The 26520-nt window shown below is 55.9% G+C and carries 17 protein-coding genes, 1 pseudogene and 1 riboswitch; of the genes and pseudogenes, 11 read left to right on the top strand and 7 right to left on the bottom strand.

Going from position 1 to position 26520, the window contains the following annotated elements; all coding sequences use genetic code 11:
* Window positions 1-58: 58 nt before the first annotated feature.
* From NI000_RS06745 to NI000_RS37075, 3 genes and pseudogenes are all read left to right on the top strand, one after another.
* Window positions 59-5260 carry an immunoglobulin-like domain-containing protein gene (locus NI000_RS06745; RefSeq protein ID WP_253408913.1) on the top strand — a complete coding sequence of 1734 codons (5202 nt, stop codon included), beginning with the start codon at window positions 59-61 and terminating at the stop codon, window positions 5258-5260.
* A gap of 21 nt (window positions 5261-5281) precedes the next feature.
* Window positions 5282-6481, top strand: a pseudogene (locus tag NI000_RS06740) (DNA-binding protein); the annotation flags it as partial.
* Between the two features lie 259 nt (window positions 6482-6740).
* On the top strand, window positions 6741-11411 hold the full coding sequence (locus NI000_RS37075; protein WP_375540947.1) for an S-layer homology domain-containing protein: 4671 nt from the start codon (window positions 6741-6743) through the stop codon (window positions 11409-11411).
* A gap of 67 nt (window positions 11412-11478) precedes the next feature.
* On the opposite strand, the gene NI000_RS06725 is transcribed toward NI000_RS37075, so the two are convergent.
* From NI000_RS06725 to NI000_RS06715, 3 genes are all read right to left on the bottom strand, one after another.
* Window positions 11479-12729, bottom strand: coding sequence for an MFS transporter (locus tag NI000_RS06725; RefSeq protein WP_253408910.1), 1251 nt, complete (start codon window positions 12727-12729; stop codon window positions 11479-11481).
* A 31-nt stretch (window positions 12730-12760) separates the two neighbouring features.
* Window positions 12761-13552, bottom strand: coding sequence for an archaetidylserine decarboxylase (gene asd, locus NI000_RS06720; RefSeq protein ID WP_253408908.1), 792 nt, complete (start codon window positions 13550-13552; stop codon window positions 12761-12763).
* Between the two features lie 185 nt (window positions 13553-13737).
* A complete protein-coding gene (locus NI000_RS06715) occupies window positions 13738-13959 on the bottom strand; it encodes a hypothetical protein (RefSeq protein ID WP_253408906.1) in 222 nt (73 codons plus the stop codon).
* 423 nt (window positions 13960-14382) lie between these two features.
* Window positions 14383-14488, top strand: a riboswitch (TPP riboswitch).
* 187 nt (window positions 14489-14675) lie between these two features.
* Here NI000_RS06715 and NI000_RS06710 point away from each other — a divergent pair.
* Genes NI000_RS06710 through tenA form a run of 4 tightly spaced genes read left to right on the top strand, consistent with a single transcriptional unit; the run spans window position 14676 to window position 18274 of the window.
* Window positions 14676-15260, top strand: a complete 585-nt coding sequence (locus tag NI000_RS06710) for an ECF transporter S component (protein WP_253408904.1) — start codon at window positions 14676-14678, stop codon at window positions 15258-15260.
* Entirely contained in the window at window positions 15257-16759 is a 1503-nt protein-coding gene (locus NI000_RS06705) for an ABC transporter ATP-binding protein (protein ID WP_253408902.1), read from the top strand. The genes NI000_RS06710 and NI000_RS06705 overlap by 4 nt, the downstream gene beginning before the upstream one ends.
* A 6-nt stretch (window positions 16760-16765) precedes the next feature.
* The gene (locus tag NI000_RS06700) at window positions 16766-17560 is read left to right on the top strand and encodes an energy-coupling factor transporter transmembrane component T family protein (protein ID WP_253408900.1); all 795 of its coding nucleotides are present in this window, start codon (window positions 16766-16768) and stop codon (window positions 17558-17560) included.
* Between the two features lie 48 nt (window positions 17561-17608).
* Window positions 17609-18274, top strand: coding sequence for a thiaminase II (gene tenA / locus NI000_RS06695; RefSeq protein WP_108533374.1), 666 nt, complete (start codon window positions 17609-17611; stop codon window positions 18272-18274).
* A 50-nt stretch (window positions 18275-18324) separates the two neighbouring features.
* On the opposite strand, the gene NI000_RS06690 is transcribed toward tenA, so the two are convergent.
* Entirely contained in the window at window positions 18325-19086 is a 762-nt protein-coding gene (locus NI000_RS06690) for an aminoglycoside adenylyltransferase domain-containing protein (RefSeq protein ID WP_253408898.1), read from the bottom strand.
* A gap of 132 nt (window positions 19087-19218) precedes the next feature.
* Between NI000_RS06690 and NI000_RS06685 the strand changes: the two genes are divergently transcribed.
* On the top strand, window positions 19219-20043 hold the full coding sequence (locus NI000_RS06685; protein WP_253408896.1) for a DUF2935 domain-containing protein: 825 nt from the start codon (window positions 19219-19221) through the stop codon (window positions 20041-20043).
* 1 nt (window position 20044) lies between these two features.
* On the opposite strand, the gene NI000_RS06680 is transcribed toward NI000_RS06685, so the two are convergent.
* The 3 genes from NI000_RS06680 to NI000_RS06670 are packed head-to-tail and all read right to left on the bottom strand — an operon-like array spanning window position 20045 to window position 23739.
* Window positions 20045-21163, bottom strand: a complete 1119-nt coding sequence (locus NI000_RS06680) for a Ger(x)C family spore germination protein (protein WP_253408894.1) — start codon at window positions 21161-21163, stop codon at window positions 20045-20047.
* Complete coding sequence (locus NI000_RS06675; RefSeq protein WP_253408893.1) at window positions 21160-22260, bottom strand: GerAB/ArcD/ProY family transporter; 1101 nt, start codon at window positions 22258-22260, stop codon at window positions 21160-21162. The genes NI000_RS06680 and NI000_RS06675 overlap by 4 nt, the downstream gene beginning before the upstream one ends.
* Window positions 22261-22269: 9 nt before the next feature.
* A complete protein-coding gene (locus NI000_RS06670) occupies window positions 22270-23739 on the bottom strand; it encodes a spore germination protein (protein WP_253408891.1) in 1470 nt (489 codons plus the stop codon).
* Between the two features lie 248 nt (window positions 23740-23987).
* Between NI000_RS06670 and NI000_RS06665 the strand changes: the two genes are divergently transcribed.
* The 3 genes from NI000_RS06665 to NI000_RS06655 all read left to right on the top strand — a co-directional run bounded on the left by NI000_RS06665 (window position 23988) and on the right by NI000_RS06655 (window position 26465).
* Window positions 23988-24161, top strand: coding sequence for a cytochrome c oxidase subunit 2A (locus NI000_RS06665; RefSeq protein WP_081890242.1), 174 nt, complete (start codon window positions 23988-23990; stop codon window positions 24159-24161).
* 52 nt (window positions 24162-24213) lie between these two features.
* Complete coding sequence (locus NI000_RS06660) at window positions 24214-24684, top strand: cytochrome c oxidase subunit II (RefSeq protein ID WP_054972021.1); 471 nt, start codon at window positions 24214-24216, stop codon at window positions 24682-24684.
* Between the two features lie 131 nt (window positions 24685-24815).
* A complete protein-coding gene (locus NI000_RS06655) occupies window positions 24816-26465 on the top strand; it encodes a b(o/a)3-type cytochrome-c oxidase subunit 1 (protein WP_253408889.1) in 1650 nt (549 codons plus the stop codon).
* Window positions 26466-26520: the final 55 nt, after the last annotated feature.

The raw sequence follows: 26520 nt of genomic DNA, 5'->3' as shown, positions 1-26520 counted from the left end.
GACAGTATTACTATTCCTTGTCATAAAGGTATCCAAATTTGTAAGCGGGAGGATGGTTATGCTGTTCAAGAAAGCAGCAAAGTGGGTATTGGTCGCATCGCTTGCTTTTCCCGTATCGGCGGGAATGTCCGGTCCGGAGACGGCACGGGCGGCGGCGGATGCTGCCGGCCATTGGGCGAAAAATGAAATCGCCAATTGGCAGGATCTCGATTTAAGCGAAGGCTATCCGGACGGCACGTTTCGTCCTGACGCGAGCATTACCCGCGCGGAGTTTGTGGCGCTGGTCAACCGCGTTTTCCGTTTGAAGGATAAGGCGTCCGTCGACTTCAGCGACGTGATGGCGGGAGACTGGCACTATGACGAGTTCGCAAAAGCCCGCTCGGCAGGTTATGTGAGTGGATACGAGGACGGCACCTTGCGGCCGAACGTGCCGATTACCCGGCAAGAAGCGGCTGTCGTGCTGCAAGGGCTATTCCAAGCGAAAGCTTCGGCGCAAAATTCGGCCGTCGCCAAGTTTAAAGACGCGGGGACGATTCCGTCTTGGAGCAAGGCGGCTATTGAAGCCGTGGTCTCCCAAGGGTACATGAACGGCTACCCCGACGGCAGCTATATGCCGGATCGTCCGATCACCCGCGCGGAAGCCGTCGTCACGCTGGATCGCGCCAAGCACATTTCGGACAAGCTGGTTCGCTATGATCAGGCCGGGACGTATCGGGAGGCGGCGGACGGCTCGGTGATCGTGTCTTCTCCCGACGTGAGGCTGGAGAACATGACGATTGCCGGGGACCTCGTGCTGACGCAAGGCGTCGGCGAAGGAAACGTGTCGCTCAAGCATGTAAACGTAAAAGGGACGACGCTTGTCAAGGGCGGCGGTCCGAACAGCATTCTCATCGACGATTCTTCCTTGGGGACGGTCGTCGTAAACAAAAAGGGCGGCAATGTCCGGCTGGTTGCGGGCGGCGGCACCGAGATGGGCGAGGTGCGCCTGAAATCCGGCGGCAAGCTGGAAGACCGGACGGGCAAAGCAGCGGGGAAAGCATTCGGTCAAGTGATCGTGGACACGCCGACGCCAGCCGGTTCGGCAATTAAGCTGGCCGGCCAATTCGGAGACATACAGGTGCTTGCCGCCGGCGTATCGGTCGAATTGGAAAAAGGCTCCTCGACGCGCGTATCGTCTCGTATCGTCGGCGCTGTTACGACGATCGTCGTGAACGAAGGCGCGGTAAGCGAACTGAGCATCGGCCCGAATACGAGGCTGGAGCTTCGCGGCGGCACTGTCGACCGGTTGACGGTCGAGCCGGGAGCGGGGCGCGACGCCGTGCGTATCGACGGACCGGCGGTAATCAAGCGCCTGACGATTAATGCTCCGGTAGCTCTTAGCGGCAGCGGTACGATCGAGAACGCGGTCATCAACGTGAACGGAGCTTCACTCGATAAGGCGCCGAAGCATCTCGAGCTGGGCAAAGACGTGACGGTCATCGTTGCCGGCAAGAACATCAACAGCTCCAATATCGGCACGATCAATGGCGGAGGAAACGGGGGTTCCGGCTCTTCCGGTTCGGGAAGCTCTTCGTCCGGCTCGGGCTCCGGGGATTCGTCCGACCGGACGGCTCCGGCCAAGCCGAGCAATTTTCGAGCTACGGCATGGATCAGTGCGGTGGAGCTGGGCTGGAAAGCCAATACGGAAACGGATTTAAAAGGCTATTACATTTATCGGGACGGGGTCAAAATACATACCGCTTCCGTAACGGCTACGACGTACACCGTAACGGAGCTGACGTATGGCAAACCGTACCTCTTCGAGCTTTCGGCCTTCGATACGAGCGGCAACGAATCGTCCAAAGCCTCGCTGTCCAAACAGCCGCTTGAGCCGCAGGCCAATCGCGCGCCCGTGCTCGCGAAGGCGCTGGACGATCTGACGCTGACGCTTGCGGGCGGAAGCCGGACGATCTCCGTGGCTTCGACCTTCACGGACCCGGACGGCGATGCGCTGACGTATCAAGCTTCATCTTCCTCTGAAGCCATTGTGCATGCGTTCGTAAACGGCTCCGAGCTTATGGTTGCCCCGATTTCCGTAGGCAGCGCGACCGTCACGGTGAGCGTCTACGACAATAAAGGCGGCACCGCGCAGACGTCCTTCCTCGCGACCGTCGTTCCGGCTCCAAACGGCGACGCCGAAGCGGCCGCACGGGATGCCGAAGCGCTGACGCTCGGCGATACGAGCGCCGTGACGTCCGATTTAACGCTGCCGTCGGTAGGGCCTCACGGCAGCACAGTGACATGGGCAACGAGCAACGCCGCACTCGTTTCCGCTGCAGGCAAAGTGACGCGCCCGGCCGCAGGCATGCCGGACGGACAAGCGATGCTGACCGCGACGGTCCGCAAAGGCGCGGCGGTGCAGACCAAGACGTTCAACGTGACCGTAAAGGCACTATCCTCCGGCACGATGACGGATGCGGAAGCCGTGAACAAGGCTAAAGAAGCTTTGGCCCTGACTTATAACGGCTACAGCGCATCCTTGGCGCTTCCGGCAAACGGAGTGGAGGGCACGACCATCGTATGGTCGCTGAAAGACGCCGGCCAAGCCGGGGTGATCGATCCGGGCACCGGCAAAGTAACGCGCAGCGGACTGGCGAAAGATGTGAATGTCGTGCTGATCGCAACGATTCGCCGGGGCGGCGCACAAGCGGCTAAAGAATTCACGCTGACGGTCAAAATGCCGCAGGTGAAGCCTGCCGTGAATGCGGTAACGGCTTCGGACGCCATCGTAACAGGTACGGTCGAACCGGGAGCGGCGGTGACGGTCAAAACGGGTCCGCAGACGCTGGGTACGGCCCAAGCCGACGGGGTCACCGGAGAGTTTGCCGTCTCCATTCCGCCTCAACCGGAAGGAACGGTGCTTGAGGTATCGTCTTCGCAAGCGGTCGGCGCCGCTTATGTGCTCGTGCTGGAAGCGGGCGCTATGACTGACGCGCAAGCTGTCGCCTCGGCTCAAAATGCGCTGACAGATACAGTTATTTTGAACGGAAATCCGGACGTGAATCAAGTGACGACGGCGCTCAAGCTGCCGGGAACCGGATTGAACGGAACTTCCATCGCTTGGACCTCGGACAACGAAACGGTTGTTTCCCCGAGTGGTGCCGTCAAGCGTCCCGCGATGGGCGAGAACGACGCTTCCGTCAAGCTGACCGCCACGATCAGCCGCGGAACCGCCGCAGCTACGAAGACGTTCCAACTGCTGGTGAAGGCGCAGACGAAGCCTCTGCAGATCGAGAGCATTGCGCCGGTTCAAGCGGCCGTGGACAAGAACGCGACCTATATGCTTCCGGCACAGGTGACGGCGAACATGAGCGACGGTACGACGCAGCAGGTGAACGTAAGCTGGAATCCGGCCGCAGCGGACACTTCGGTGGCGGGAACGTTCCTGTTCGAAGGCACCGTCTCCAGCTATGCGGGCAAAGCGGCGCTGACCTTGACGGTCCGCGATGTGCCGGCGGCGCTTACGGTTTCGGCGGCATTGGCACTGGCTACCGGCACTAGTGCGACGGTCGAAGGATATATCGTCGACGCCGATGCGAACCCGAGCTTTCCGGGATACGGCATTTTGCTGGCGGATGCGCCGGGCACGGACAAAGCGAACACGATCATCGTAAAGTTTAAGAAAGCCGACCGCGACGGAGTGTTCAGCCGGGCACAGGCAGCGGGGAAGAAGGTTCGGATTGCCGGAATCATTACGAATAACGCTTATATGAGTCAAAAAGGATTCGCCGACACATACGCGTCTCTGGAGTTTGTCGAAGGAGGCACGCCGCAGCAAGCTCAATTGTCTTATTCCGTGAGCGCATTTAAGGAAGCGACTGCCGACGACGGCAGCATCGATAATCGTACCCCGCTCATCGTTACGCTGGCCAACGATACGTTCACGGGCGCGGCAGGAGAAGAGTTCGTAGCTGCCGGCAAGCTGCTGATCGGATCGCTGCCGGCGGGACTCGCCGTATCGGCTGTCCGCACAAGCGCCACGCAGCTCACGGTTCAAGTGAATGGCAAGGCGTCCGGCCACCGGACGGCAGACAGCTTCAACAACCTGACGTTTACGTTTGCGAACGCGGCATTTACCGGTGGAGATGCCTCCAAAGTCAACGGCGCGGTGAAAAATAATTTGGCTATCGCCTTTATCGGAATTCAGAGCATCGATCCGATCGCGGCCGCGGCTGCCCGGGGCGCAGGGTACAGCTTGCCGGCCCAAGTCCAGGCGAAGATGAGCGACGGCAGCACGAAGCTCGTTAATGTCGAATGGAATCCGGCGGCCGTTGATACCAGCGTCAGCGGCACCTATCACTTCGAAGGCGCCGTTGCTGGCTACGCGACGAAGGTCCAACTGACTCTGACCGTCAGCGAGTCGGATACGACCGCGCCGGATGTTTTTGCCGTCAACGAGCCGACTTCGGCGGATGACGGCGTGAACGGCAACGGCAAGAGCAATGTGATAGTTACATGGACGGATTCGGCTTCCTTGGATGTGGATCATTACGAGATTGTCGCTAAGACCGGCTCCGCCCCTACGGTTGCGGATACTGTATACGGCCAGACCCGCATCGCGCGCGGCGTACAGACGGCGACCTTCGCTTGGAATGTCGGAGAGAACGTGTATGTCGGCGTCGTCGCGGTCGACGGAGCGGGCAACAAGACGTTGTCCGCGAATGCCGCGAAGCCGAATGTGACGACAGCGGCCGACGGCGGAACCGGAACGGTCAATTTGCTCGCGAACGGCGGGTTCGAGTCGGTGAACGGGACTTTGGGATCTTCCGATACATTTACGAATTGGACGAACAAGCTCGCATTTAATAACGCTGGCACGAACGCCAAAAAGGATACGGCCGTCAAAGTATCCGGAACGGGCTCCTTGAAATGGCGGACGAATCAAAACACGCAGAACAAACTGTATTTGTTTGCCGACGCATTCCCGATTAATCCGCAGAAGCAATACCGGGTCACCCTGCAGGCCAAGCTTTCGAACGATGCGGGAGCGACTCATAGATTTGTGGTCGGCTTCGGAAGCAAATCAGATACCGAGAACTATTCCGCCAAAACGCAGTACAAAGATTTTATGGCCGAGATCAAAACGGAATGGACGACGCTGCAATGGACGTTCAACGGTTTGCAGAGCACGAATCAATTTTTTATGTACCTTTCCCGTCCTACGGGGTCGGGCGTGTCCGCCCAAATCAACATCGACGATATCGTGATCGAAGAGCTGTAACAAGGAGGAGAATCCAAAGCTATGATCGATTTTCGTAAAAAAGCGCTCAAGGCGCTGATGGCCTTCGCTATTGCGCTTCCGCTCAGCCATTCTTTGACCGGAACGGGCGCGGCGTTCGCCGAGGGCTCTTCCGATCCGGCCCCTTTCCTTCAACCGGTCGGCCCGGCCAACGGAATGAAGGTATTGTTCGACAATACGCACGCCCAAACGGCCGGCGCCGCAGACTGGGTCATCGACGGCGGGTTCTCGGATTTTGCGGGTGGCATCGCCAAGAGCGGATACTATGTGAAGGAGCTGCGCAAGTCGGAGCCTATTACGTACGGCGACCTGAAGGATTACGACGTCTTCGTCATCCCGGAAGCGAATATCCCGTACAAAACGACGGAGCAGGCGGCGATGCTCGAATACGTGCAGAAGGGCGGCAGCATCTTTTTCGTATCCGACCATTACAATGCCGACCGGAACAAAAACCGCTGGGACGCCTCCGAGGTGTTCAACGGCTACCGCCGCGGGGCATGGAGCAATCCGGCCAAAGGGATGAGCGCCGAAGAAGCGAACTCGGCGGCCATGCAGGGCGTGCAGAGCTCCGATTGGCTCGGCAAAAATTTCGGCGTCCGCTTCCGCTACAACGCGCTCGGCGACCTTAACGCCACGACGATCGTCAAACCGGCCCAAGCGTTCGGCATTACCAAAGGCGTCAAAGCCGTGGCGATGCACGCAGGCAGTACGATCGCGATTGTCGATCCGAAAAAAGCCAAAGGCATCGTCTATCTGCCGTCCACTACGGCAAGATGGGGCAATGCCGTGGACAAGGGCGTGTACGCCGGCGGAGGCTTGGCCGAAGGGCCGTATGTCGCCGTGGCGAAGGTAGGACTCGGCAAGGCCGCCTTTATCGGCGATTCCTCCCCCGTGGAAGATGCGACGCCGAAGTACAAGCGGGAAGAGAACGGCCAGTCCAAAAAAACGTACGACGGCTTCAAAGAAGTCGACGACGGCGTGCTGCTGGTCAATGTTGTCCAGTGGCTCAGCAAGAAGGAAAATTACCGGACGCTCGACGAGGTACAGGGCTTGGAATTGGACCCGGTTACTCCGCTGCTGACGAGCGGGGCGGAGAATGAGATTCCGGAGCAAACGGTTGAGCCGAAATCCGAGCCCTGGGCTGCTCCTTCGCCGGGCTACAAATGGTGGGATCCGAGCACGTTTTCAAGCGGCTCCTACGGCAAGTAAGCTGTGAAAAAGTGGTTGAGCAGAAATTTTTGCTCAACCGCTTTTTTGCTGTACGAAATGTTTCAACTGAGGCAGCCACAGGATGAAAGTCTGTTTCAAGGTATGTAACTGGGAAGTTGAAGTCGACAACGTAGGATCCTCCTTAATAAAACCTTATGCTGCACTTTACGTGCGATTTACACAAAAAATGTATACTGGACATGGTTCGACATTGGTGTCGTCCCATTTTTTATTTTAAGAGGGGGATCGGGAATTGATATTAAGAAAAACGTTAAAGAAATCCGCCGGCATTTTATTGTCTTTCACTATGCTCTTCGCGGGTCAACTGCCTTCTGTCTCGCCAGTATCGGCAGCCGCTTCCGGTGGGGATTACGTCCGTCATTGGGCGGAAAAAGAAATCCGCAATTGGACCGACCTTGAACTGGTAAACGGTTACGAGGACGGTTCGTTCAAACCTGATGCCTCCATTACGAGAGCGGAATTCGTTGCGCTTGTGAACCGGGCGTTCGGCTTGACGCAGAAAGCCGCCTCCGGTTTCTCGGATGTAAAACCGGCAGATTGGTACAGCGATGAAGTGTCGGCCGCGAAAGCAGCAGGCTACATTAACGGTTACGAGGACGGAAGCTTCAAGCCAAATCAACCGGTGAGCCGTCAGGAAGTGGCGGTTATGCTCCAAGGGCTGCTGAAGCTCTCCGCATCGGATCAGTCCGGCCCTGCGTTTCAGGATGCCGCCGACATTCCGGGCTGGAGCCGGGAAGCCGTGCGAACGGTTGCCGCTCGGGGGTATATGGGGGGATATCCGGATCGTACCTATCAGCCCGCGCGGTCGATTACCCGGGCCGAGGCGGTTATGACGCTGAATCGCGCCAACCCGCTCGCTTCCAAAACCGCTTCTTATGATCAGGCGGGTACATACAATGGCCGCGCCGAGGGTCATGTCATTGTCCGTTCGGCCGGTGTGAAGCTGGAGAACATGGACATCGACGGCGATTTGATTTTGACCGAAGGCATCGGCGAAGGCAATGCCGACTTGAAAAACGTGACGGTGAAAGGCCGTACCATCGTGCGCGGTGGCGGTCCGAACAGCATCGTCATCGAAGATTCCAAGCTCGGTCAAGTGACGGTGAGCAAAACGAACGGACAAGTCCGTCTGCTCGCCAAGGGAACGACAACAGTAGGTGAAGTACGTCTGAATTCGGGAGCAAAGCTCGAAACGAACGGCTCGTCGGGCGCGGCCTTCGGCAAGGTGGATCTTACCTCTCGTATGCCTGCCGGCTCTACGGCCACACTGGCCGGAACCTTCGATGAGGTGTCCGTGAACGCATCGAACGTCACGATCATATTAGTAAGCGGGAATCTTAAAGCATTTACGCTTCGCGAGCAAGGAAAAGGTTCGAGTCTGAATGTGCAAGGCGGAACGGTAAACGCTTTGACACTGGACTCTGCTGCGAATGTCACCTTAAGCGGAGGCGTCGTCGAGCAGTTGAAAGTCAACGAGAAAGCGGACAACAGCTCTATTCAGGTAGGGGAACAAGCTGCCGTAAAAACGTTGACGCTTAATGCGGCGAGCACAATCAAAGGCAGTGGAACAATTGAGAAGGCGATCGTCAATAAAAACGGCAGCACGTTTGAAAAGGAGCCTAATAAGCTCGAACTGGCTGCCAACGTCGAAACGAAAGTCGGCGACAAGAAAATCACGGGCTCGAATGGGGCCGGGTCCCCGACAGGGGGCGGCTCGTCGGGAAGCGGAAGCAGCGACGATGATGTTGTCAGACCCGCGCCGCCGGCAGGCCTGACTGTTTCGACGGGAATGTATGGTCTGACGGCCAGATGGAAAGCAGCTGCCGACAGCAAGGTGACCGGGTACAGCGTCAGCTTGTTTACGAAAGACGGCAAGCAGGTCGGTTCGGAAGCCACCACACGGAACTCCTATTATTCTTTCATCGGACTGGAAAAAGGAACGGCGTACAGAGTAAGCGTATCGACGATCGGCAGTAACGGAACCAAATCCGAACCGGCAGCATTGGAGACGACGACGCTCGCTTCAGGCAATATCCCGGTACAACTGCTGAGCATCAATGACCTTCACGGAAAAATCGATCAAACGTACTACGAGAAAAACGTGCCGACGCTGGCGAATCCTTCGGTCACCGAAAGCACTTATGTCGGCCGGATGGACTACGTCGCGGCCTACATGAAACAGCGCCGGGCGGCACAGCCGAACACGCTGCTTGTCGAGTCGGGCGACCTGTGGGGCGGAAGCTCTCCGGTATCGGCCCTGCTTCAAGACGAGCCGACCATTGAAGTGGCGGAAACGATGGGTTTCCATGTCGGAACGGTCGGCAACCACGAATTTGACGAAGGTACCGCAGAAATGCTGCGTATGGTGAACGGCGGAACGCATCCGAAGGGCACCGAAAACTACAAGGGTACCAGATTCCCGCTGCTTGCAGCCAATATCGTGTATAAAGATACGGGCAAAACCGTCCTGCCTCCGTATGCGGTCGTGGAAGTGGCCGGGGTGAAAGTCGGCTTTATCGGCGTGGTTACGACATCGGCAGCCGGTATGGTGATGCCGGCGGGCATTCAAGACATTCAGTTCACAGACGAAGCTCAGGCGGTCAACAAGGCGGCAGCGGAGCTGAAAAGCCAAGGCGTTAAAGCGATGGTCGTTCTGGCCCATATGGACGCAACGCAAGGAGCGAACGGCACCGTTACCGGAGCGTCCGCGACGCTGGCTAAAAATATCGATCCGGAAGTGGACGTTATTGTGGCGGCGCACAATCATGTGATTGTGAACGGAACGGTGAACAACAAGCTGATCGTACAGGCTTGGGAGTATGGCAAAGCACTGGCTGACATCGATCTGGAAATCGATCCGGTGACTCAGGATATCGTAAGCAAAAAAGCGGAGATCGTGTATACGAGACAAGACGCCATTCAGCCGGATGCTGAAATAAGTAACATCATTAAGAAGTATGAAAACCGAATCGCTCCGATGATCAACGAAGTCGTAGGCAATGCAACCATTCCGATGACGGGTGGCTACGCGAACGACGGCGACAATGCGCTGGGCAATTTGCTGGCGGATGGCATGAGATGGTCGATGAACGCCGATTTTGCGATGATGAACGGCGGCGGAATCCGCGATAACCTGAACGCCGGGCCCATCACGTGGGGTGAGCTGTTCAATATCCAGCCGTTCAATAACGTGCTGATGAAAGTGGAGATTAAAGGGAAAGATTTGGACGCCATCGTCAATGCCCAGATTTCTTCTACATTCGGCCCGGACTACAGCATCAGCGGCTTCCGGTATGAATATGATGCCGCTACGGGCAAAATCACCAAAAAAACATTGCCGGACGGCTCGCCGATTGACAACAACAAGACGTATACGCTTGTGGTGAACAACTTCATGTATACGTCCACGGGAGCAAAATACGCTCCGATCGGTCAGCTTGGCAAAAATCCGGTCACCGGACCGGAAGATTTGGAGGCCACGGTTGCCTTCGTACGGAATTACAAAGGTGACATCGCGTACGTCCGAGACGGGCGAATCGCCAAAGCGAAAGCGCCTGAGCCGGGCCCGGATTTGGGTAAGGTTACGATCCAGCAAGCACGCGCGGCGGCTGACAACAGCAAAGTAACGATCGAAGGCGTAGCCACATCGAAATCGGGCATTTGGGGAAGCAAAGGCTTTTATCTCCAAGATGCTACTGGCGGCATATACATTTTTCAAAGCGGCATCGATATCAATCCCGGGGACCATGTAATCGTCACCGGTCTGATCGGCAAATACAATGGAGAGCTTCAAGTCAATGCGGATAAAAACGGAGTTGTCAAATCCGCGACCGAAGCGGTTCCATCTCCGCTTAACGTTACGCCTGCCCAGGTCGGCCCTGCCAACGCCGGGCAACTCGTCAAGCTGAGCGGCGTCACGATCGCCAATTTAACGAAGATTAACGATTACGGCACATTTGAATTCGATGCGGTAAAAGCTTCCGAGCAAGTACGGGTACGGGTCGATAACCGGATCGGCCTGACGTATGATCAGTTCCGTTATCGAAACGGGAACACCGTAGACGTAATCGGCGCATCCAGCCGGTTTAACGAGAGCGCTCAAGTAAAAGTCAAGGATTCCGCGGATATTACCGTTCCCGGCGGCATGACGATTACGGACCTGGTGTACGGAGCGAAAACTTCCACAAGCGTGACGCTTCGCTTTGCGGCTCCGGCCGGCGCCGCATCCGTCAAAATGATGCAGTCCGCCAATGGGGGAGCTGCTTGGACGGAAGCAGACACGCAAGGAGCGCTAGGCGCAAGCTCCGTAACGGCAACCGTGTACGGATTGATACCGGGAACGGCGTACAAGTTCAAGCTGAACGTGACGGGCGGACCGTACAACGGAGATTCCAATGCGGTGGATGTGATCACAGCCAATGCCTCCGGTTGGAACATCGAGAAACTGGACGGCATCGGAGCTCCTTCCAGCTCATATGCCTCCGGTACGGTAGCTGGGATTAACTCGATCACTTGGAACTACGTATCGGCACGGACCGATTTGTCGACTTACGTCATTGACGGAAAAGGGATTATGCTAAAAGCGGAACGTACCGGTTCGGGAGCGGCGGCTGCAGGGGAAATCGGCGCATCTAATATTCCGGGCGGAATCGGAAGCTTCTCGGTAAAATTGCTGAAAGGTTTCACGGGAGCCGGGGAACGTAAAGTAGAGCTGTTCATTAACAACGTATCCAAAGGAACGTATACCCTGACGCTGGATACGATGGAAACTTTTACGGTCAACAATTTAAATATCCCGGGGAACTTTGACCTCAAAATCAAACATGTTGGCGCTCCGACGAACGGCGCCAACGGTGCGCAGATCACCGTAGATGATATTTCTTGGACCGGTTACTCCGGATAATTTCATCATACGAAGAAAAGGCCGTTTCGGAATTCGATTCCAAAACGGCCTTTTCATATTGCGCGTATTACTCCGCTTCTTGCGCCCATTGCTTCAGCGTACGGTCGCTCGGCAGGAAGAACGTCAGCAGGCCGATGAGCGGCAGGAAGCTGACCAACTGCATGACGAACGGCAGATGGAAGGTGTCGATCAAGCTGCCGAGACCTACCGCGCCGAGCGCCCCGAGTCCGAAGGCGAGGCCCGTGATCAGGCCGGACACGGTGCCGACCTTGCCGGGCATCAGCTCCTGCGCATAGACGACGGTGACGGAGAAGCTCGACAGGATGATGAAGCCGTTCACCAGCAGGATAACGTAAGTCCAGAACGCATTGGCATAAGGCAGCGCCAGAGCCAATGGGGCCGCACCGAGCATCGCCATAAAAATAACGTTCCGGCGTCCAATCTTGTCGGACAGCGGGCCGCCCATAAACGTGCCGAGCGCGCCTGCGGCAGCGAACAGGAAAATGTACATCTGCGCGCGCTCCAGACTGATGCCGAATTTGTCCATCAAGTAGAACGGATAATAAATCGTAATGCCCGCATGGTACCAGGAACGGGCAAACACGAGAAAGATCAGCATGCCTACGGCAAACGCGATCTGCTTCTTGCGGGCCGGGCTCATGGCGCGGGAGCCGCTTTTCCGGGCCTGCGGCGGGTTGGCCGCCATATATCCCTGATACCATCGGGAGATATACAGCTGGACGAGGACGCCTGCCCCGGCCACGGCCGTAAACCATAAGGCGCCGAGCTGCCCCAGCGGGGCGAACACGAGCGCCGTCATGACCGAAGCGAGCGATTGTCCGGAGTTGCCGCCCACTTGAAAGATCGACTGGGCCAAGCCGCGGCGGGAGCCACCGGCCATATAAGCGACGCGCGAGCCTTCCGGGTGAAAGATGGCGGAGCCGACGCCGATCAGCAGAACGGACAGCAGAATGAGTGCGTAATTCGGCGCGAGCGACAGCCCCAAGACGCCGAGAAAAGTAAAGCCCATGCCGATCGGCAGCATGTACGGCATCGGCTTGCGGTCGGAATAAAAACCGACAACCGGCTGCATGACCGAAGCGGTCATATTCAAGGCGAATACGATGACGCCGGACTGCATGTAGCTGAGACTCATCTTGTCTTTGAGAATCGGCAGGATCGCCGGAATCACCGCTTGTATCGTATCGTTAAACAGATGCACCAGACTGATGGCGAGCAGAATGCGAAAAACCGTCGGCTTGACGTCCATCCGCGCAGCCTGCTGAACCGCGGGTGCCGGACCGGTTTGGACTTTCATGAGAAACGACTCCTTCCGTCTATCGTATGCGCTAATCCCGGCGCTTAAACGTTCCGAGCGCTTCTCCGACTTTCACCTTGCTTCCGACTTCCAGAGCGGTCCGCGGCACGAATGTGCCGTTCTCCATCAGAAGGACGACGGTCGAGCCGAATTCGAAGTAAGCCAGCTCGTCGCCGCGCTCCAGCCGGTCCGGCAGCGGGACGACGTATTGGATGCTGCTGACGTTCAGCGCGCCGACCTTGACCACGGCAATTTCTCCGGCGTCGTGCTGCATGTAGGTGATGAGCCGTTCGTTGCGGCTGAGTACGCGCCGCATGTGCCGGAGACCGAATTCGTTGACCGGGTACACCTTGCCGGGGACATGCTCCTTTTCAAGAATGTCGCCCGTGACGGGCGAATGAATCCGGTGGTAATCGGTCGGGCTCAAGTAGAGCACGCAATAGTAGCCGTTCGTATAGTTGATCATCCGGGGGCTCTCGTTGAGCAGCTCCTGAATGGTATAGTCCTGTCCTTTGACATTGACGATCAGTCCCTCATGAATCGGCCCGATGCCGGTAATCATGGCATCCACCGGGCTGACCAGCGTGTCCGGCGTCGCGTCGACCGGACGAAGTCCGCTTTTGAGCCGGCGGGAAAAAAACTCGTTCAGCGATCCGTATTCGTGAACCGCTTTTTCCGCGTCCTGTACACGAATGCCGTACGTTTTCGCGAAGCGGGGAATCAGTCCGCGGCTGGCACGGGATTTGGCAAAAGCTCCTGTTAGCCTCGACACCGCTTTACGGGAGGAGAGCTCGGTCAGCAGCCGAAAAAACGAAATCTTCATAGGGTTATGGTTCACCTGTTCCTTTTAATATGGAAATGCGGTACAACGCTTATCTTGACATAGAACAAAAGACAAAGCAACCGCCAAACGGGTCCGAAAAAGCAAGAAAAGCTCCCGAAGGAGCCTTCCGTTCAGACGGTCAGGGCATATAAGCTTCATCCGCAAAAACTTTCGTTGCGGCGCGGTCACGATTGCTCGAAGCGCAGCCCGCACTTCTTGAAATCGCCGCAGGTCAGACACGTCGCCAAATTAACCAGGATCGGGGTGTTTGACCCGGAATATTTAATGCAGTAGACGGGAGTTCGGTGCAGCGGATCGGGCGAGATCATGACGCAATAAGAACAATGCTTCACCATATCGGTCGTGATCGATTCCGTCTCAAGCTGCGATCGAAGCAGTTCGTCCATAGTAAGGCTCCTTTCCTCCGTTGAAGACAGCGCTTCCATCGCTTGCATCCTGCATATGGGTCCGCAGGCGCGCAAAGGTTCCGGGTAGTACCAAGTATCCTTTATTTTAGCAGAATCCGACAAAGAAGGCCATAGTTCGTAACCGTTTCCCAAAAAGGACTGCGATTGTTTTTCAATATAAGGTAAAATTCTCCTAGTTCTTCTTCAAATTTCGACACGAATACGGTACAAAAGGGCTAAATCCGGAGGTTGGTTCCATGGATTGCCGCCTTTTTTGTTAAGAGTAAATAAAGTTTAACTTCACTAAAGCGCGAAAGCGCATGTAAACTTTCTGCTCGCAAGAAAAGCTTCCTCTAAGACACGAATGTATCTTCCTCGATAATGCTTTTCTTATTGACAATTTGGTGAACCGTGGTAATATAGGTGTGTCACTAGGGGAGCCGCTTGGGCTGAGATTGGATCGATAGATCCTAGACCCTCTGAACCTGATCTGGTTGATACCAGCGTAGGGAAGTGGAGAGCGTCAGCACGCTTGCATCAAACTGTGCTTACAAGAGCCGCTTCCGTCTTATACGGGGGCGGCTTTTTTAGTTGATGCGGAGCTGTAAGTTCCCGTAATTTACGGTTTCGCGTTTATCTTGGCGTAATCCGCTTGGGCAGACCGACGTTGCTATGTCCCGGACAACACTTTCAGTTCTTCGAAGGAGAGGAAACAGATGAAAAAAGGCTTGAAGCTGACCGACATTCTGGTCACCGTCGTCATCGCCGTCGTCTTCGGTATCGTTTACCGGGTATGGGGAGACGTGTACAACCTGGCGTCGGTGCCGGGCATCCAATTGGAGCAATTTGTGTACGGCATGTGGTTTATGGCATCGACCGCCGCCTTCTTGATCATCCGCAAGCCGGGCGTCGCCTTTTTGGCGGAAGTGGCCGCAGCGCTGGCGGAAATGCTGCTCGGCTCGCAATTCTCCGTCAGCTCGTTGACGTATGGTATCGTGCAAGGACTGTGCGCGGAGCTCGTCTTCGCAGCGTTCGGCTATAAACGGTATACCGCGGCCGTTGCCGGCCTGGCCGGAATGGCGTCGGGCGCGGGGGCGCTCGTGTTCGACTATTTCAAGAGCTACTTGACCGAATTGCAGCCGTGGAACCTCTCTTTGTATATCGTGCTCCGATTCGTCGGTTCGTTCCTGATTACCGGACCGCTCGCTTACGCTTTGGTTAAAGCGCTGGAGAAGACCGGCGTCACGCAGCTTGTCCGCCCGGCAAGCCTTGACGATTACCAGGCGCTGGACCGGAAATGAGCGGCGCGGACCGGATCGCGCACGTATCGGGGCTGCGCTTGAAATTTCCCGGCAGTCCGTCGCTGCTGTTCGACGGCTTGAGCTTCGGCGCCGGCGCAGGACAGAAGGTGCTGCTGCTCGGGCCGAGCGGCTGCGGCAAATCGACGCTGCTGCAGGTGCTGAGCGGCCTGATTCCGCAAGCGGTCGACGTGCCGGTTAAATATGACAGCATCGGCATTCCGCCGTCCTGGGGTTACTTGTTCCAAGACCCCGACGCACAGTTCTGCATGCCGTATGCAGACGAAGAGATTGCGTTCGTGCTCGAAAATCTTCAGGTGCCGCGCGAACAAATGCAGCAGCGGATTCGGGACTGCCTGGAGCAGGTCGGCCTGCGGCTTGAGGAGCTGCACACCCCGATCGCCGCGCTGTCGGGAGGCATGAAGCAGCGGCTCGCCATCGCGTCGCTCCTGGCGCTGGAGCCGGACGTCTGGTTTCTCGACGAACCGACGTCGCTGCTCGACCCGGAAGGTACGACCGAGGTATGGGAAACCGTCAAGCGGGTCACCCGGGACAAGACGGTGCTCATCGTGGAGCATAAGATCGACGAGATCGTCGATTTCGTCGACCGGGTCGTGCTGTTCGATACGCAGGCGCGCATTCTGGCCGACGGAGAGCCGGGCGCGGTGTTCAGATCGCATAAGCGCGAGCTTCAGGAGTATGGCATCTGGTATCCCGGCGTATGGGAGGACTACGACCGGCGCAATGCCGCTGCGCAGCGGGAGCGGATCGAGCCGGCAGCGACGAAGGAGCCGCTGCTCCGGCTGGACCGCTTCGCCGGCTATTACGGCCCGGTGAAGAAGATCGAAGCGGCGGCGGCCGAATTGAACGCCGGCGACTGGATCGCCGTCGTCGGCGAGAACGGCGCAGGCAAAAGCACGCTGCTTCAATCGCTGATGCAGCTGCTGCGTACGGAAGGAAGCTACGGGTTGGGCGGCCGTACGGTCCGGGAATTCGAGGATGTCGCCGACATGGCGGCTTACGTGTTTCAAAATCCGGAAATGCAGTTTGTCACGCATACGGTATACGACGAAGTGGCGTTTAACTTCCGCCGGGACGGCGAGCCGGAACCAGCAGTCCGTGCGAAGACGGAAGAGCTGCTGGCGTGGTTCGGCCTTGAGGGCCATCGCAGCCTGCATCCGTACCAGCTCTCGCTCGGGCAGAAGCGCCGGCTGAGCGTAGCGGCCGCAACCGTCAAAGCGCAGCGGCTGCTGCTGCTGGACGAGCCGACGTTCGGCCAGGACGCGGCGAATACGTTCGCGCTTCTGGAGAAGCTCGAAGCGTGGCGTCGGGAAGGAACGGCCATTGTCATGGTGACGCACGATCCCGACATTGTAAGCCGCTTCGCCACCCGGGTGTGGGAGGTGCGGCAAGGCGCCCTTGCCGCGGATATGAGCCCTGAAGTTTACGAGGCGCGGCTGCGCCCGGAGCGGCGGCCGACATTCGAAGAGGTAGGGAGTTGACGAGACGTGCCGTTGGCCTGGTCCTATCGGGAAACGTGGCTGCACCGCGTCAATCCGAGCTTTAAGCTGCTCGTATCGGTAAGCCTGTTCCTGCTTGTTCTGTTCACGCATGACATCAACGTGCTTACCAATATCACGTGGATGTATCTGGTGCTGCTCTTTGCCGCCGCCGGACACCCGTGGCGCAGACTGCTGCTGCTGTCTCTGCCGTTTGCGCTGATGTTCGTTTCCTCCTCCACCTCAATGGTGTTTTTCGGCAAGGGAGAGACGACGTGGGTGCGTTGGGGGCTCGTGCACATAACGGAGGAAAGCTTCTTCCGCGGGCTATCCATCGGGCTGAAAACCGTAAATGCGGCGCTAATCGGTCTGCTGTTCGGCTTGACCACCAGTCCGGTTGGCTTGTTTTACTCGCTTATGCAGCAGTGCCGGCTCCCGGCAAAATACGCCTACAGCTTCATGGCCGCGCTGCGGCTCATGCCGATGGTGGCGGCCGAATACCGCACGCTGCAGATGGCGCTCAAGGTGCGCGGGGTCAAGATGAGAAAGGGCGTCTGCGGCTGGATCGATACGCTGAAACGCCACTCGATTCCGCTGCTGGCGCAGAGCATCCGCCGCGCGCAGCGGATCGCGGTGGCGATGGAAGCGAAGCGCTTCTCGTCCGCGGCGAAGCGTACGTATTATTACCGCATCGGATGGTCGGGCAGCGACGGTATGCTGTTGGTCGTCACGCTGACGGTCTGGGCGGTCGCTTTGCTGCTCGGCTGGCAGTTTCCGTATTTTCCGGTCGGCGACGTACGGTAGTTATGAGGCAATGGTTGGCTTATCGAATATGAAGGAGGCGGATTCGTTATGAAATTTTCCGAACAAGTGCGTCAAGCGGCGGACGCAAGCTGGCAAGCCAGCTTCGAGCATCCGTTCGTCAAGGGCATCGGCGACGGTACGCTGCCGCTCGATTGCTTCCGGCACTACGTGCTGAACGACGCGTACTATTTGTCCCAATTCGCCCGTGTGCAGGCGCTTGGCGCGGCTAAAGCGAACGATTTGGCAACAGTTAACCGCATGGCGCATCATGCGCAGGGCACCTATGAGGCTGAGCTGTCCCTGCACGAGAAATTCAGCAAGCTGCTCGGCGTCACCGAGGAGGAAAAAGCGGCGTTCGAGCCCGCGCCCACTTCGTATGCGTACACTTCCCATATGATCCGTGCGGCCTATACCGGTCAGCTCGGCGACATCATCGCCGCGATCCTGCCGTGCTATTGGCTGTATTACGAGATCGGCGAACGGCTGGCGGGCTGCACGCCGGAAGAGCCGATCTACCGCGAATGGATCGCAGCCTACGGCGGCGAATGGTTCCGGGTGCTTGTCGAAGAGCAGATCGCCCGGCTGGACGAGCTGGCGGAGCAGGCGACGGCTCAAGACCGGCAGCGGATGCAGAATCATTTTATTCTCAGCAGCCGGTATGAGTACATGTTCTGGGACATGGCATACCGCAAGGAGACATGGCCGGTATTATAGTCCTTATCGCAAAAAGGCGCACCGCCAGAATACGACGGTGCGCCTTTTTCTCATTGAACCGACCGCCGGATTTCACCCAGCATATAGCCGGCGAAATCGGGCAGAAGCCGCTTGTCCGGCTCCATGCGGTCCGCTCTGCCGTCGTACCGCTCCAAGCATAGACGAACGGTCTCTCCGTACTCCGAAGGCAGTGCCTTTAAGCCCCATTCGCCGCCCTCGCGCTTCGAAGAAACGACGCCTTCCTTGAGATAATATAACACTCTGCACAAATTTAAGACATAATACTCGGGCGCCTCCAGGATGCCTTGGGGAGCGTCCTCCACATCGTGAAGAATGGATTCCACATAAAACCGCTTGTCGATGGGCCGCATCACCTCGCACAGCGGCTTTCCGTATAAAGCGATTCCCCGGTGATAAGCGACGACAAGGTGTGCCGCCAAGTCCGGATCTTCCCGGCCCCCGCAAATATAATTGTCGTCCGTCCGATACTTGTCCCTGTGCAAGGGGGAATAATGAAATTCAAAAGGCGTAGGATAAACGAACTCGTCAAGATTATTCCCCAAGACGACGCTCAGCTCGATTCCGCCTTCGTTCGGGAGCTCTTCGTCGATGGCAAGCAGCTTTTGGGCGATCCGCCTCGCCGTTTCCGCTGTCAAGCTGCGGTTGGCAACAACCAGCAAGTCGATATCGCTTTTGTCCGGGTTAAAGCATCCCATGGCCAAAGAGCCGTGCAAATAAATGCCCGCCAGGTTGTCGCTCAGCTCTTCCTTAAACAGGCTTGCGATATTTTCCAATACCGACGGAACTGGCATACGATCCCTCCTTTGCAAAATCGTTTGTCTCTCGGCGTCACCCTGCGTTGATGATGGCCGGTTTGTTTTTCCGGTACTAATTGCTCCCGGTCAAGACATAGGATAGGTTGATAACGTCTTGGAGGGATGGCTATGAAATATTCCCAGATGACGGCCTGGGACGAACACCGGTTCTGGCTTGAAATATTGGAGGATCACGCTTACTTCATGCGCGATTATTTGTCGCCGGCCGAAGAACAGTGGGTCGATACGGCGAAGGAATATATCGTAGCGTTCCGCCAATTGCGGGAGCGCCTGTACGCCGTCGACCCGGACTTGCCATACGAATCCCCCGAGATGGCGGAGTTCGCCAAGGCCAGTTACCCGGTAACCGTCGGTTATTTTCAATTCGAAGGGCATATGCAGCATTTGCGGATGCAAAACCTAATTATTTTAAACTTGTCGCCGACGTTTCTGAACGGGACGCTGAATGAGAATCAGGAATACCTGCGGCTTCTCCTGTATGCTATGCGTGCGGAGAGGCCTCCGGAGCTTTCGCTGGTCGATTTGTTGGACCTGTGGCTGGAGGATCAGCTCGGGCATGCGGTGTTGGCACGTAACGCCTTAGACCCGGTCGAAATTCCCTTATCCCTCAGGGTACAGCAAGTCGAGCGGGAATTTCAAGCGCATATTATCAAAAACAAAGCGATCAAAGGCTATCTGCGGTTTACCCCGCCGCTGTTTCCGCTGCAGCGGTTGTTCGCCAAGCAAGTGTCCGAGTCCGTCGTAGTCTTCTATCATCTGGTCGAGCATATTCTCGACCTGTACCGGAACTCCCAGCTGTTAAACCGGACGACGCTCCGCTTCCTGGAGCACCATCTTCCGGAAACGTGTTATTTTTTGCGCAAGCTGGCGAACTTTAATATCGCCATCTTCGAGATCCCGGATTGTCCGTTAACGAAGCCGACCGTAAGGTAGTCTACATCGCAACCCCGGAGCTTTTGATGGTAACCTTTGGCATCATGCGGACCTTGGCTTCGCCTAACGCCCGACCCCAATCGTTCTCGACTTTTTTCCAATGATCGAAGTGGAACGATTTGGCATATACCCCCAATCCGATCGGATCGATACGGTGCTTCTGAATTTTCGCGATCAGCGCTTCGCATTTTTTTTGCAGCTCCTGTTCGATAGCTTGCTCCAATCGCTTCTTATCTTTCTCAAGGTTGTATTCGAACAGCCGTTCCGTCATATTCACATCAATGTCCATTCGGATATCGAAGGCAAACCGGTTATTCTCATGCTTGGACTTGATGTCGTACTTCACATGTCCAATCTCCAGACTGACGTAGGCCATTCGCTGCTGCGCCTTTATTTTCTGCGGCGGAACGTGCAGCGTAAAAGGGAAGGGCTGCCCTTTTTTTTGCTGCAAAAGCATTAATAGCGTACTCTCCTCGTTGTTTAGCGAGGTAACGTATGTGCCTTCTTTGGACAAAAGAGTCGTTCCCGACACGACGATTTCGTTGTCCTTTAGCTTGACCTCCGTCAAGGAAGGCGTTCTTCGCGGATCGAGGAGCTGCTGATGAAATTCCTGCATGATCGTTTTTACGGCCGTTCGGCTGGTGAACGCTGCCTCCGTCTGTTCTTTTATGACGACGCCAGGCCGTCCTTTATCCGCCATATTCGCATACATAATCTCTTTGACAGAGCCGTCCACAGCTACGACGTTCGCGTTGATCTCGCTTTTCGGATCGCGCATGAACACATCCAGATAATACAGTATATTCGCGCGCTGCAGCAGCTTTTTTCCGACCAATACCGTCTGAATCTTCCCGGAAGCGAGCGGGCCGGTGCTCATCGTATCAAGCTTCGATCTGGCCTGTCTCAGCGTATCGGCGGTCGTTTCCGATATATTGTATTTTTGCTTGGCCTCCACACTGAACACCGGGGTGGACGTGAAGACGGTCAGCTGCTGGTCGCTGCCGAGATCGGCGCCCGTCATCAAAATAATTTGCCGGTTCTCCAAATACATTCTTCGACCGCACCCGGGAACGGCGAGCAGCAGGGAGAGCGTCAGGATGGCGATCAGGAGTCTTTTCATCGGAATGCGCCCTTTCTAAGCTTACGGAATATTCCTTGGTATACCCATAGGAAGATGGGGAAAAAGACGGCCGCGAACAATCCGAGATTGCCCCATAGCTTTCCCAATCCGGTAATTTCGGAAAAGGAGGGAGTGAAAAAGAAGGGGAGCAACAGCCAGCCCAGCATGATCAGACGCAAGTAGGGACGGTGATCCGGTTTGCCGAGCATCCGGCTGATGCCGAATACGGACATGTACAGATAAGGGATAACCGTCATAAACAAGATAAACAAATAGAACGGAAGAAAAATAATTTCAAACCGCTCCAGGATCGGAAGGCGGATGAGCTTCAGCAGGTTCAACGTGGGGTAGACGTATTCCATGATCACATCCTGACTGAAGCGGACGTAGCTGCAGATCGTGATCAGCATAAAAATAAGCATGGACATCGTATTGGCGATAAAGACGCCTTTGACCGCCGATTTTTTGTCCTGCAGGAAAGGGTACAGCATAAACGCGATTTCAAATCCGAGAAAAGAGAGAACGGTCGCTTTGACGGTCGCAAGAATGGGAAGCCATCCCTTCTGTGCAATCGGAAAAAGATTCAGCCAGGTGCTCTCTTGCAAGGTTAGGAACAGGATCATCGGCATCCACAGGGTGAACAGAAACACAAACTCCGAAAACCGGCCGATGACCCGGATCCCTTGCTTGGCCGCCATGTAGACGGGAATGCCTAACAGCGGCATCAGAACGTATTCTTTGGCATTCGGCAAAATCCATACCTGAATAATGTGAATCGACGAGAGCATAGCGATGCTGGCGGAAAAGGAGGCATACAAAATCCACAGCAAGGAAAAGAAGCCGCCGAGCCATCGCCCGAAATATTTGGGGAACAGGTCGAACAGCGAATCGTTTGGATGCTTCTCCATCACTTTAATGATGATGACGCTGAACAGTATGGCGAGCAGCCAGCCGAGCACAATCGCCAGCCAGCCGTCCATCCCGGCCGTCTCGGCCAAATCGCGCGGGAGGGACAGCACGCCGATACCGATCTGGGTCTTGTAGATCGTAAAGATGAACTGCTTCAGGTTGATTTCATTGATGGTATATTTTTTCATGACCAGCCGTCACCTTTTCTGATCGTCCCCTTCCCGGCTGGGACCCTGACGTTTCAATTGAGCCGGATTCGCGGAGAGCGGTCGCTTGTTCATTTTCCACAGTGGCATGCGCATCCAAATATCTTTCCAATCGATGATCCGGATAGGAGCGACCGGGCTTCCGTACGGAACGCCGACCGACTCCATCGCTATCAAATGCAGCACAAAGATTGCAAGCCCGATCACAATGCCGACCATCCCGAACATCATGGCCAGCACCATCATCGGAAACCGGATCAAGCGCAAAGCCGAAGCCATGTCGTAATCGGGAATAATGAACGACGAAACGGCTGTGATGGCTACGATAATGACCATAATGTTGCTGACGATGCCCGCTTGAACGGCTGCCTGTCCGATAATGATACCGCCGACGACGCCGATCGTTTGCCCGAGAGGGCCCGGCAGACGGAGACCAGCTTCCCGCAGCATTTCGATGGAGATTTCCATGACAAGCGCTTCGATGATCGGCGGAAAAGGGACTTTGGCTCTAGACTCCCCGATGGAGATCAGCAGCCGCAGCGGAAGCACTTCGTAATGAAAGGAGATAATGGCTATATAAACCGCCGGCAGGGAAATCGTAATAAAAAAGGCAATAAAGCGCAGCAACCGGATAAAGGATGCCACGATCCAACGGCTGCTGTAGTCCTCGATCGATTGAAAGAACGTCAGGAAAGTGACGGGGCCGATGAGCACTCCCGGCGAATTATCGACAATAACTGCAATTCGGCCTTCCAGAAGGTGCGAGACGGTCGAGTCGGGACGCTCCGTAATGATGAATTGCGGCAGCAGGCTGGCCGGATGATCTTCGATATACTCTTCTAATTCCCCCGCATTAAAGATGTGGTCCGTATCGATTTGCCGAAGACGGGTCTCAATTTCCTCCACCAAATCGGGTTTGGTGACATCCTCCAAATACAAAACCGAAACCTTGGTTTTTCCTCTCGCGCCAATGACGAACTGCTTGATTTTTAATTCACGGTTCGGCAAATAGCGGCGGATGAGCGCAATGTTCTGACCGTCCGCTTCCACGAAGCCGAGATGCGCCCCTTTTAAAGTCTTTTCGGTATCGGGCTCCTTGATTGCTCTTTCCGGTCCTCCTTGCGTCGGAAAGACGTAACAATACGGCAGGCCGTCGATGAAGAGAACGCTGTTCCCGTGGAAAAGCGACATTTCGACATCGGCCCACCGGGTCACCGTCTGTGTTTGTCCGGTGATCGCCGAGGCGTTCGAGAGGTCGTCTATCGAATCCAGCTCGTGAATAAGCGGGTGCAGAATATGATTGCTGACGGCGGGCTTGTCCGTCAACCCGTCGAAATATACCAGCAGCGCATGCGCTCCCGGCTTCATCTGGAAATGACGGGTGATCAGATCGGGCGTATGGCTGAAGGTACGGTAAAGGGTATCCAAATTTTCGGCGATCGATTTCGAAATAGGGGTCATGGCGTTACCTCCTGTGCGCTTCCGTACGCGAATCCTCCCTTATCCTTACAAGTTGCGCAGAAATAAACAAAAATATACCGTCATCGAATTTCGTCACAGCCGAAAGTGGATTCGACATTTTTCGTCTTTTTCGTCCATAAAACGTTCAAGAATCCTTGACTTTCGCTGTGACTTAAATCATAGAGCCTTTCGGTCCCGGACCTCTACAATAAGGACATAAGATGTCCCGCACAAGGGGAGGGAATAAGATGGCTAAGCCGCACAACGCCGCATCCCAAATGCATCAAGGGGAAACGCCGGTTGTCAAACAAAAGAACGAAGAGGAAGGCTTGAAAGGCACTTTCGCTTCCGTCATGCTGCTCGGATTGTTTCTGCTGCTGAGTTGGTTCGGGGTCTTCGTATTGTTCATAGTCAGGGGGTAAAACCGTAGACGGGGAACGGGAACGGAACAGAGATTGAAGGAGTTGAAGGAGCATGCATATTCATCGTTTGGAAAAAATTTGGCTCATTTTCGGGATTTCCATGTTAGTCTTGTTTTTGACGGTCGTTGGTGTGGGAGCGTTTGCATTAGGGATGGAGCCGCCCGGCGATCACCGGCATACGGTAAATCCGGATACGCTGACTACGACACCGCCGTTCGATAAGCCGGGGCTTCACCAAATTGGCGACAAAGAGTACGAGGCGATTTTGGTTGCTTTTGCCTTCGGGTACAATCCCGACAAAATGGAAATTCCGGCGGGGTCAAAGGTTCGCTTTCAATTGACCAGTTCCGATGTCGTGCACGGGTTTCAAGTGAACGGAACGACGATCAACATGATGGCCGTGCCGGGCGAAGTGAATCATTTCTCGTATACGTTCGATAAGCCGGGTGAGTATCTGGTGCTGTGTAACGAATACTGCGGAGCGGCGCACGAAGTCATGATGATGAAAATCATCGTAAAATAGGCGCATACGGTCGCGGAAAGAACCTTAATATCCCATATTGTGAAAAATATCACAATTCTCGAAGGCGGAAGCGGGGCGATTCCTTCGCCGGAATGTCCGGACCGGTCCGCAATTAAAGGAGCGTATTCCCTATGATTCAAAATCTGAAAAGTTTCGATCGGCGCGATTCGGCCCTAGTGCTCGCCCATATTCTGTTCGCTTTCTTCGCGCTGTTTCTCGGCGGCATTGCCGGCGTCATGCAAGGGCTTGTCCGCGGGGGGATGCTTGCGCTGCCGATGGGCATCGGCTATTACCAGCTGCTGACGGCGCACGGCGTCTTGATGGCGCTCATCTTCACCACTTATTTCATCATCGGATTTTTGTATGCGGGGGTTGCCCGTACGCTCGGAGGCCATCTGCTGCCGATTGCCCGCAATCTCGGTTGGCTCGGCTTCGGCCTGATGACGCTCGGAACGGCGATCGCCACAGTTGAGATTTTGCTGAACCGGGCGACGGTGCTGTACACGTTCTATGCTCCGCTTAAAGCATCGCCCGCGTTTTACATCGCGTTGGTGTTCGTTGTGGTCGGGAGCTGGATGAGCGGCTTCGGTATCTTCATCAACTACCGCTATTGGAAAAAAACGCACCGTGGTGAAACGACCCCGATCTTTACGTTTATGGCCGTCGTGACGATGCTGATGTGGATTATCGCAACGCTGGGCGTAGCGATCGAGGTGTTGTTCCAGCTTATCCCGTGGTCGCTCGGCTGGGTCGATACGGTCAACGTCGTGTTGAGCCGGACGCTGTTCTGGTATTTCGGCCATCCGCTTGTTTACTTCTGGCTATTGCCTGCTTATATGTGCTGGTATGTTGTCATTCCGAAGGTGATCGGCGGCAAAATGTTCAGCGATGCGCTGGCCCGCCTGTCGTTCATCATGTTCCTGCTCTTCTCGATTCCGGTCGGCTTCCACCATCAGCTCATGGAGCCGGGGATCTCGAACGTCTGGAAATTTGTGCAGGTCGTTCTGACGTTCATGGTCGTTATTCCGTCGCTGATGACGGCGTTCTCGCTGTTCGCTTCCTTTGAGATGCACGGCCGCTCCGTCGGCGCGAAAGGACTGTTCGGCTGGCTGAAGAAGCTGCCTTGGAAGGACGTCCGCTTCTTCGCTCCGTTCATGGGGATGCTGATCTTCATCCCGGCCGGTGCCGGGGGACTGATTAACGCCAGCCACGAGTTGAACGCTATCGTTCACAACACGCTGTGGGTAACCGGCCACTTCCATCTGACGGTGGCAACGAGCGTGGCGCTGACCTTCTTCGGCATTACTTATTGGCTGATTCCGGCAATGCTGGGGCGGGAAATGACTCCGCTCATGCACCGGATGGGGATTATTCAAACGATCGTGTGGATGGTCGGCATGTTCTTCATGTCGGGCTCGATGCATACGGTCGGTCTGCTCGGATCGCCCCGCCGGACCGCCTTTACCACGTATCAGGACAGCGCGGATGCGGTAGGCTGGATGCCGTACCATGTGGCAATGGCCATCGGCGGCACGATCTTGTTCATCGGCGTCGTCATGATGATCATTAACATCGTCATGCTGCTCAGTGCCCCGAAAGGGGAAACCGAGTTCCCGATCGCGGAAGCGAGCGAAGCGGCGGAAAAAGCGCCGGCCATCTTCGAGCGCTGGGGCGTATGGGTCGGTGTGCTGGTTGTCCTTATTCTTGTAGCTTACTCCGTACCGGTCATGGATATTATTTCGAATGCCAGCGTTGGCTCGAAAGGATTCAAGACCTGGTAATATTCGATACTCTATTCCTCCATTTTCTCTCTTTTGCCTCCGAACGGGCCATGGG

Source organism: Paenibacillus tyrphae (assembly GCF_024158745.1).
Lineage (GTDB): Bacteria > Bacillota > Bacilli > Paenibacillales > NBRC-103111 > Paenibacillus_G > Paenibacillus_G tyrfis_A.
This window is presented reverse-complemented; position numbering and strand designations above follow the sequence as displayed.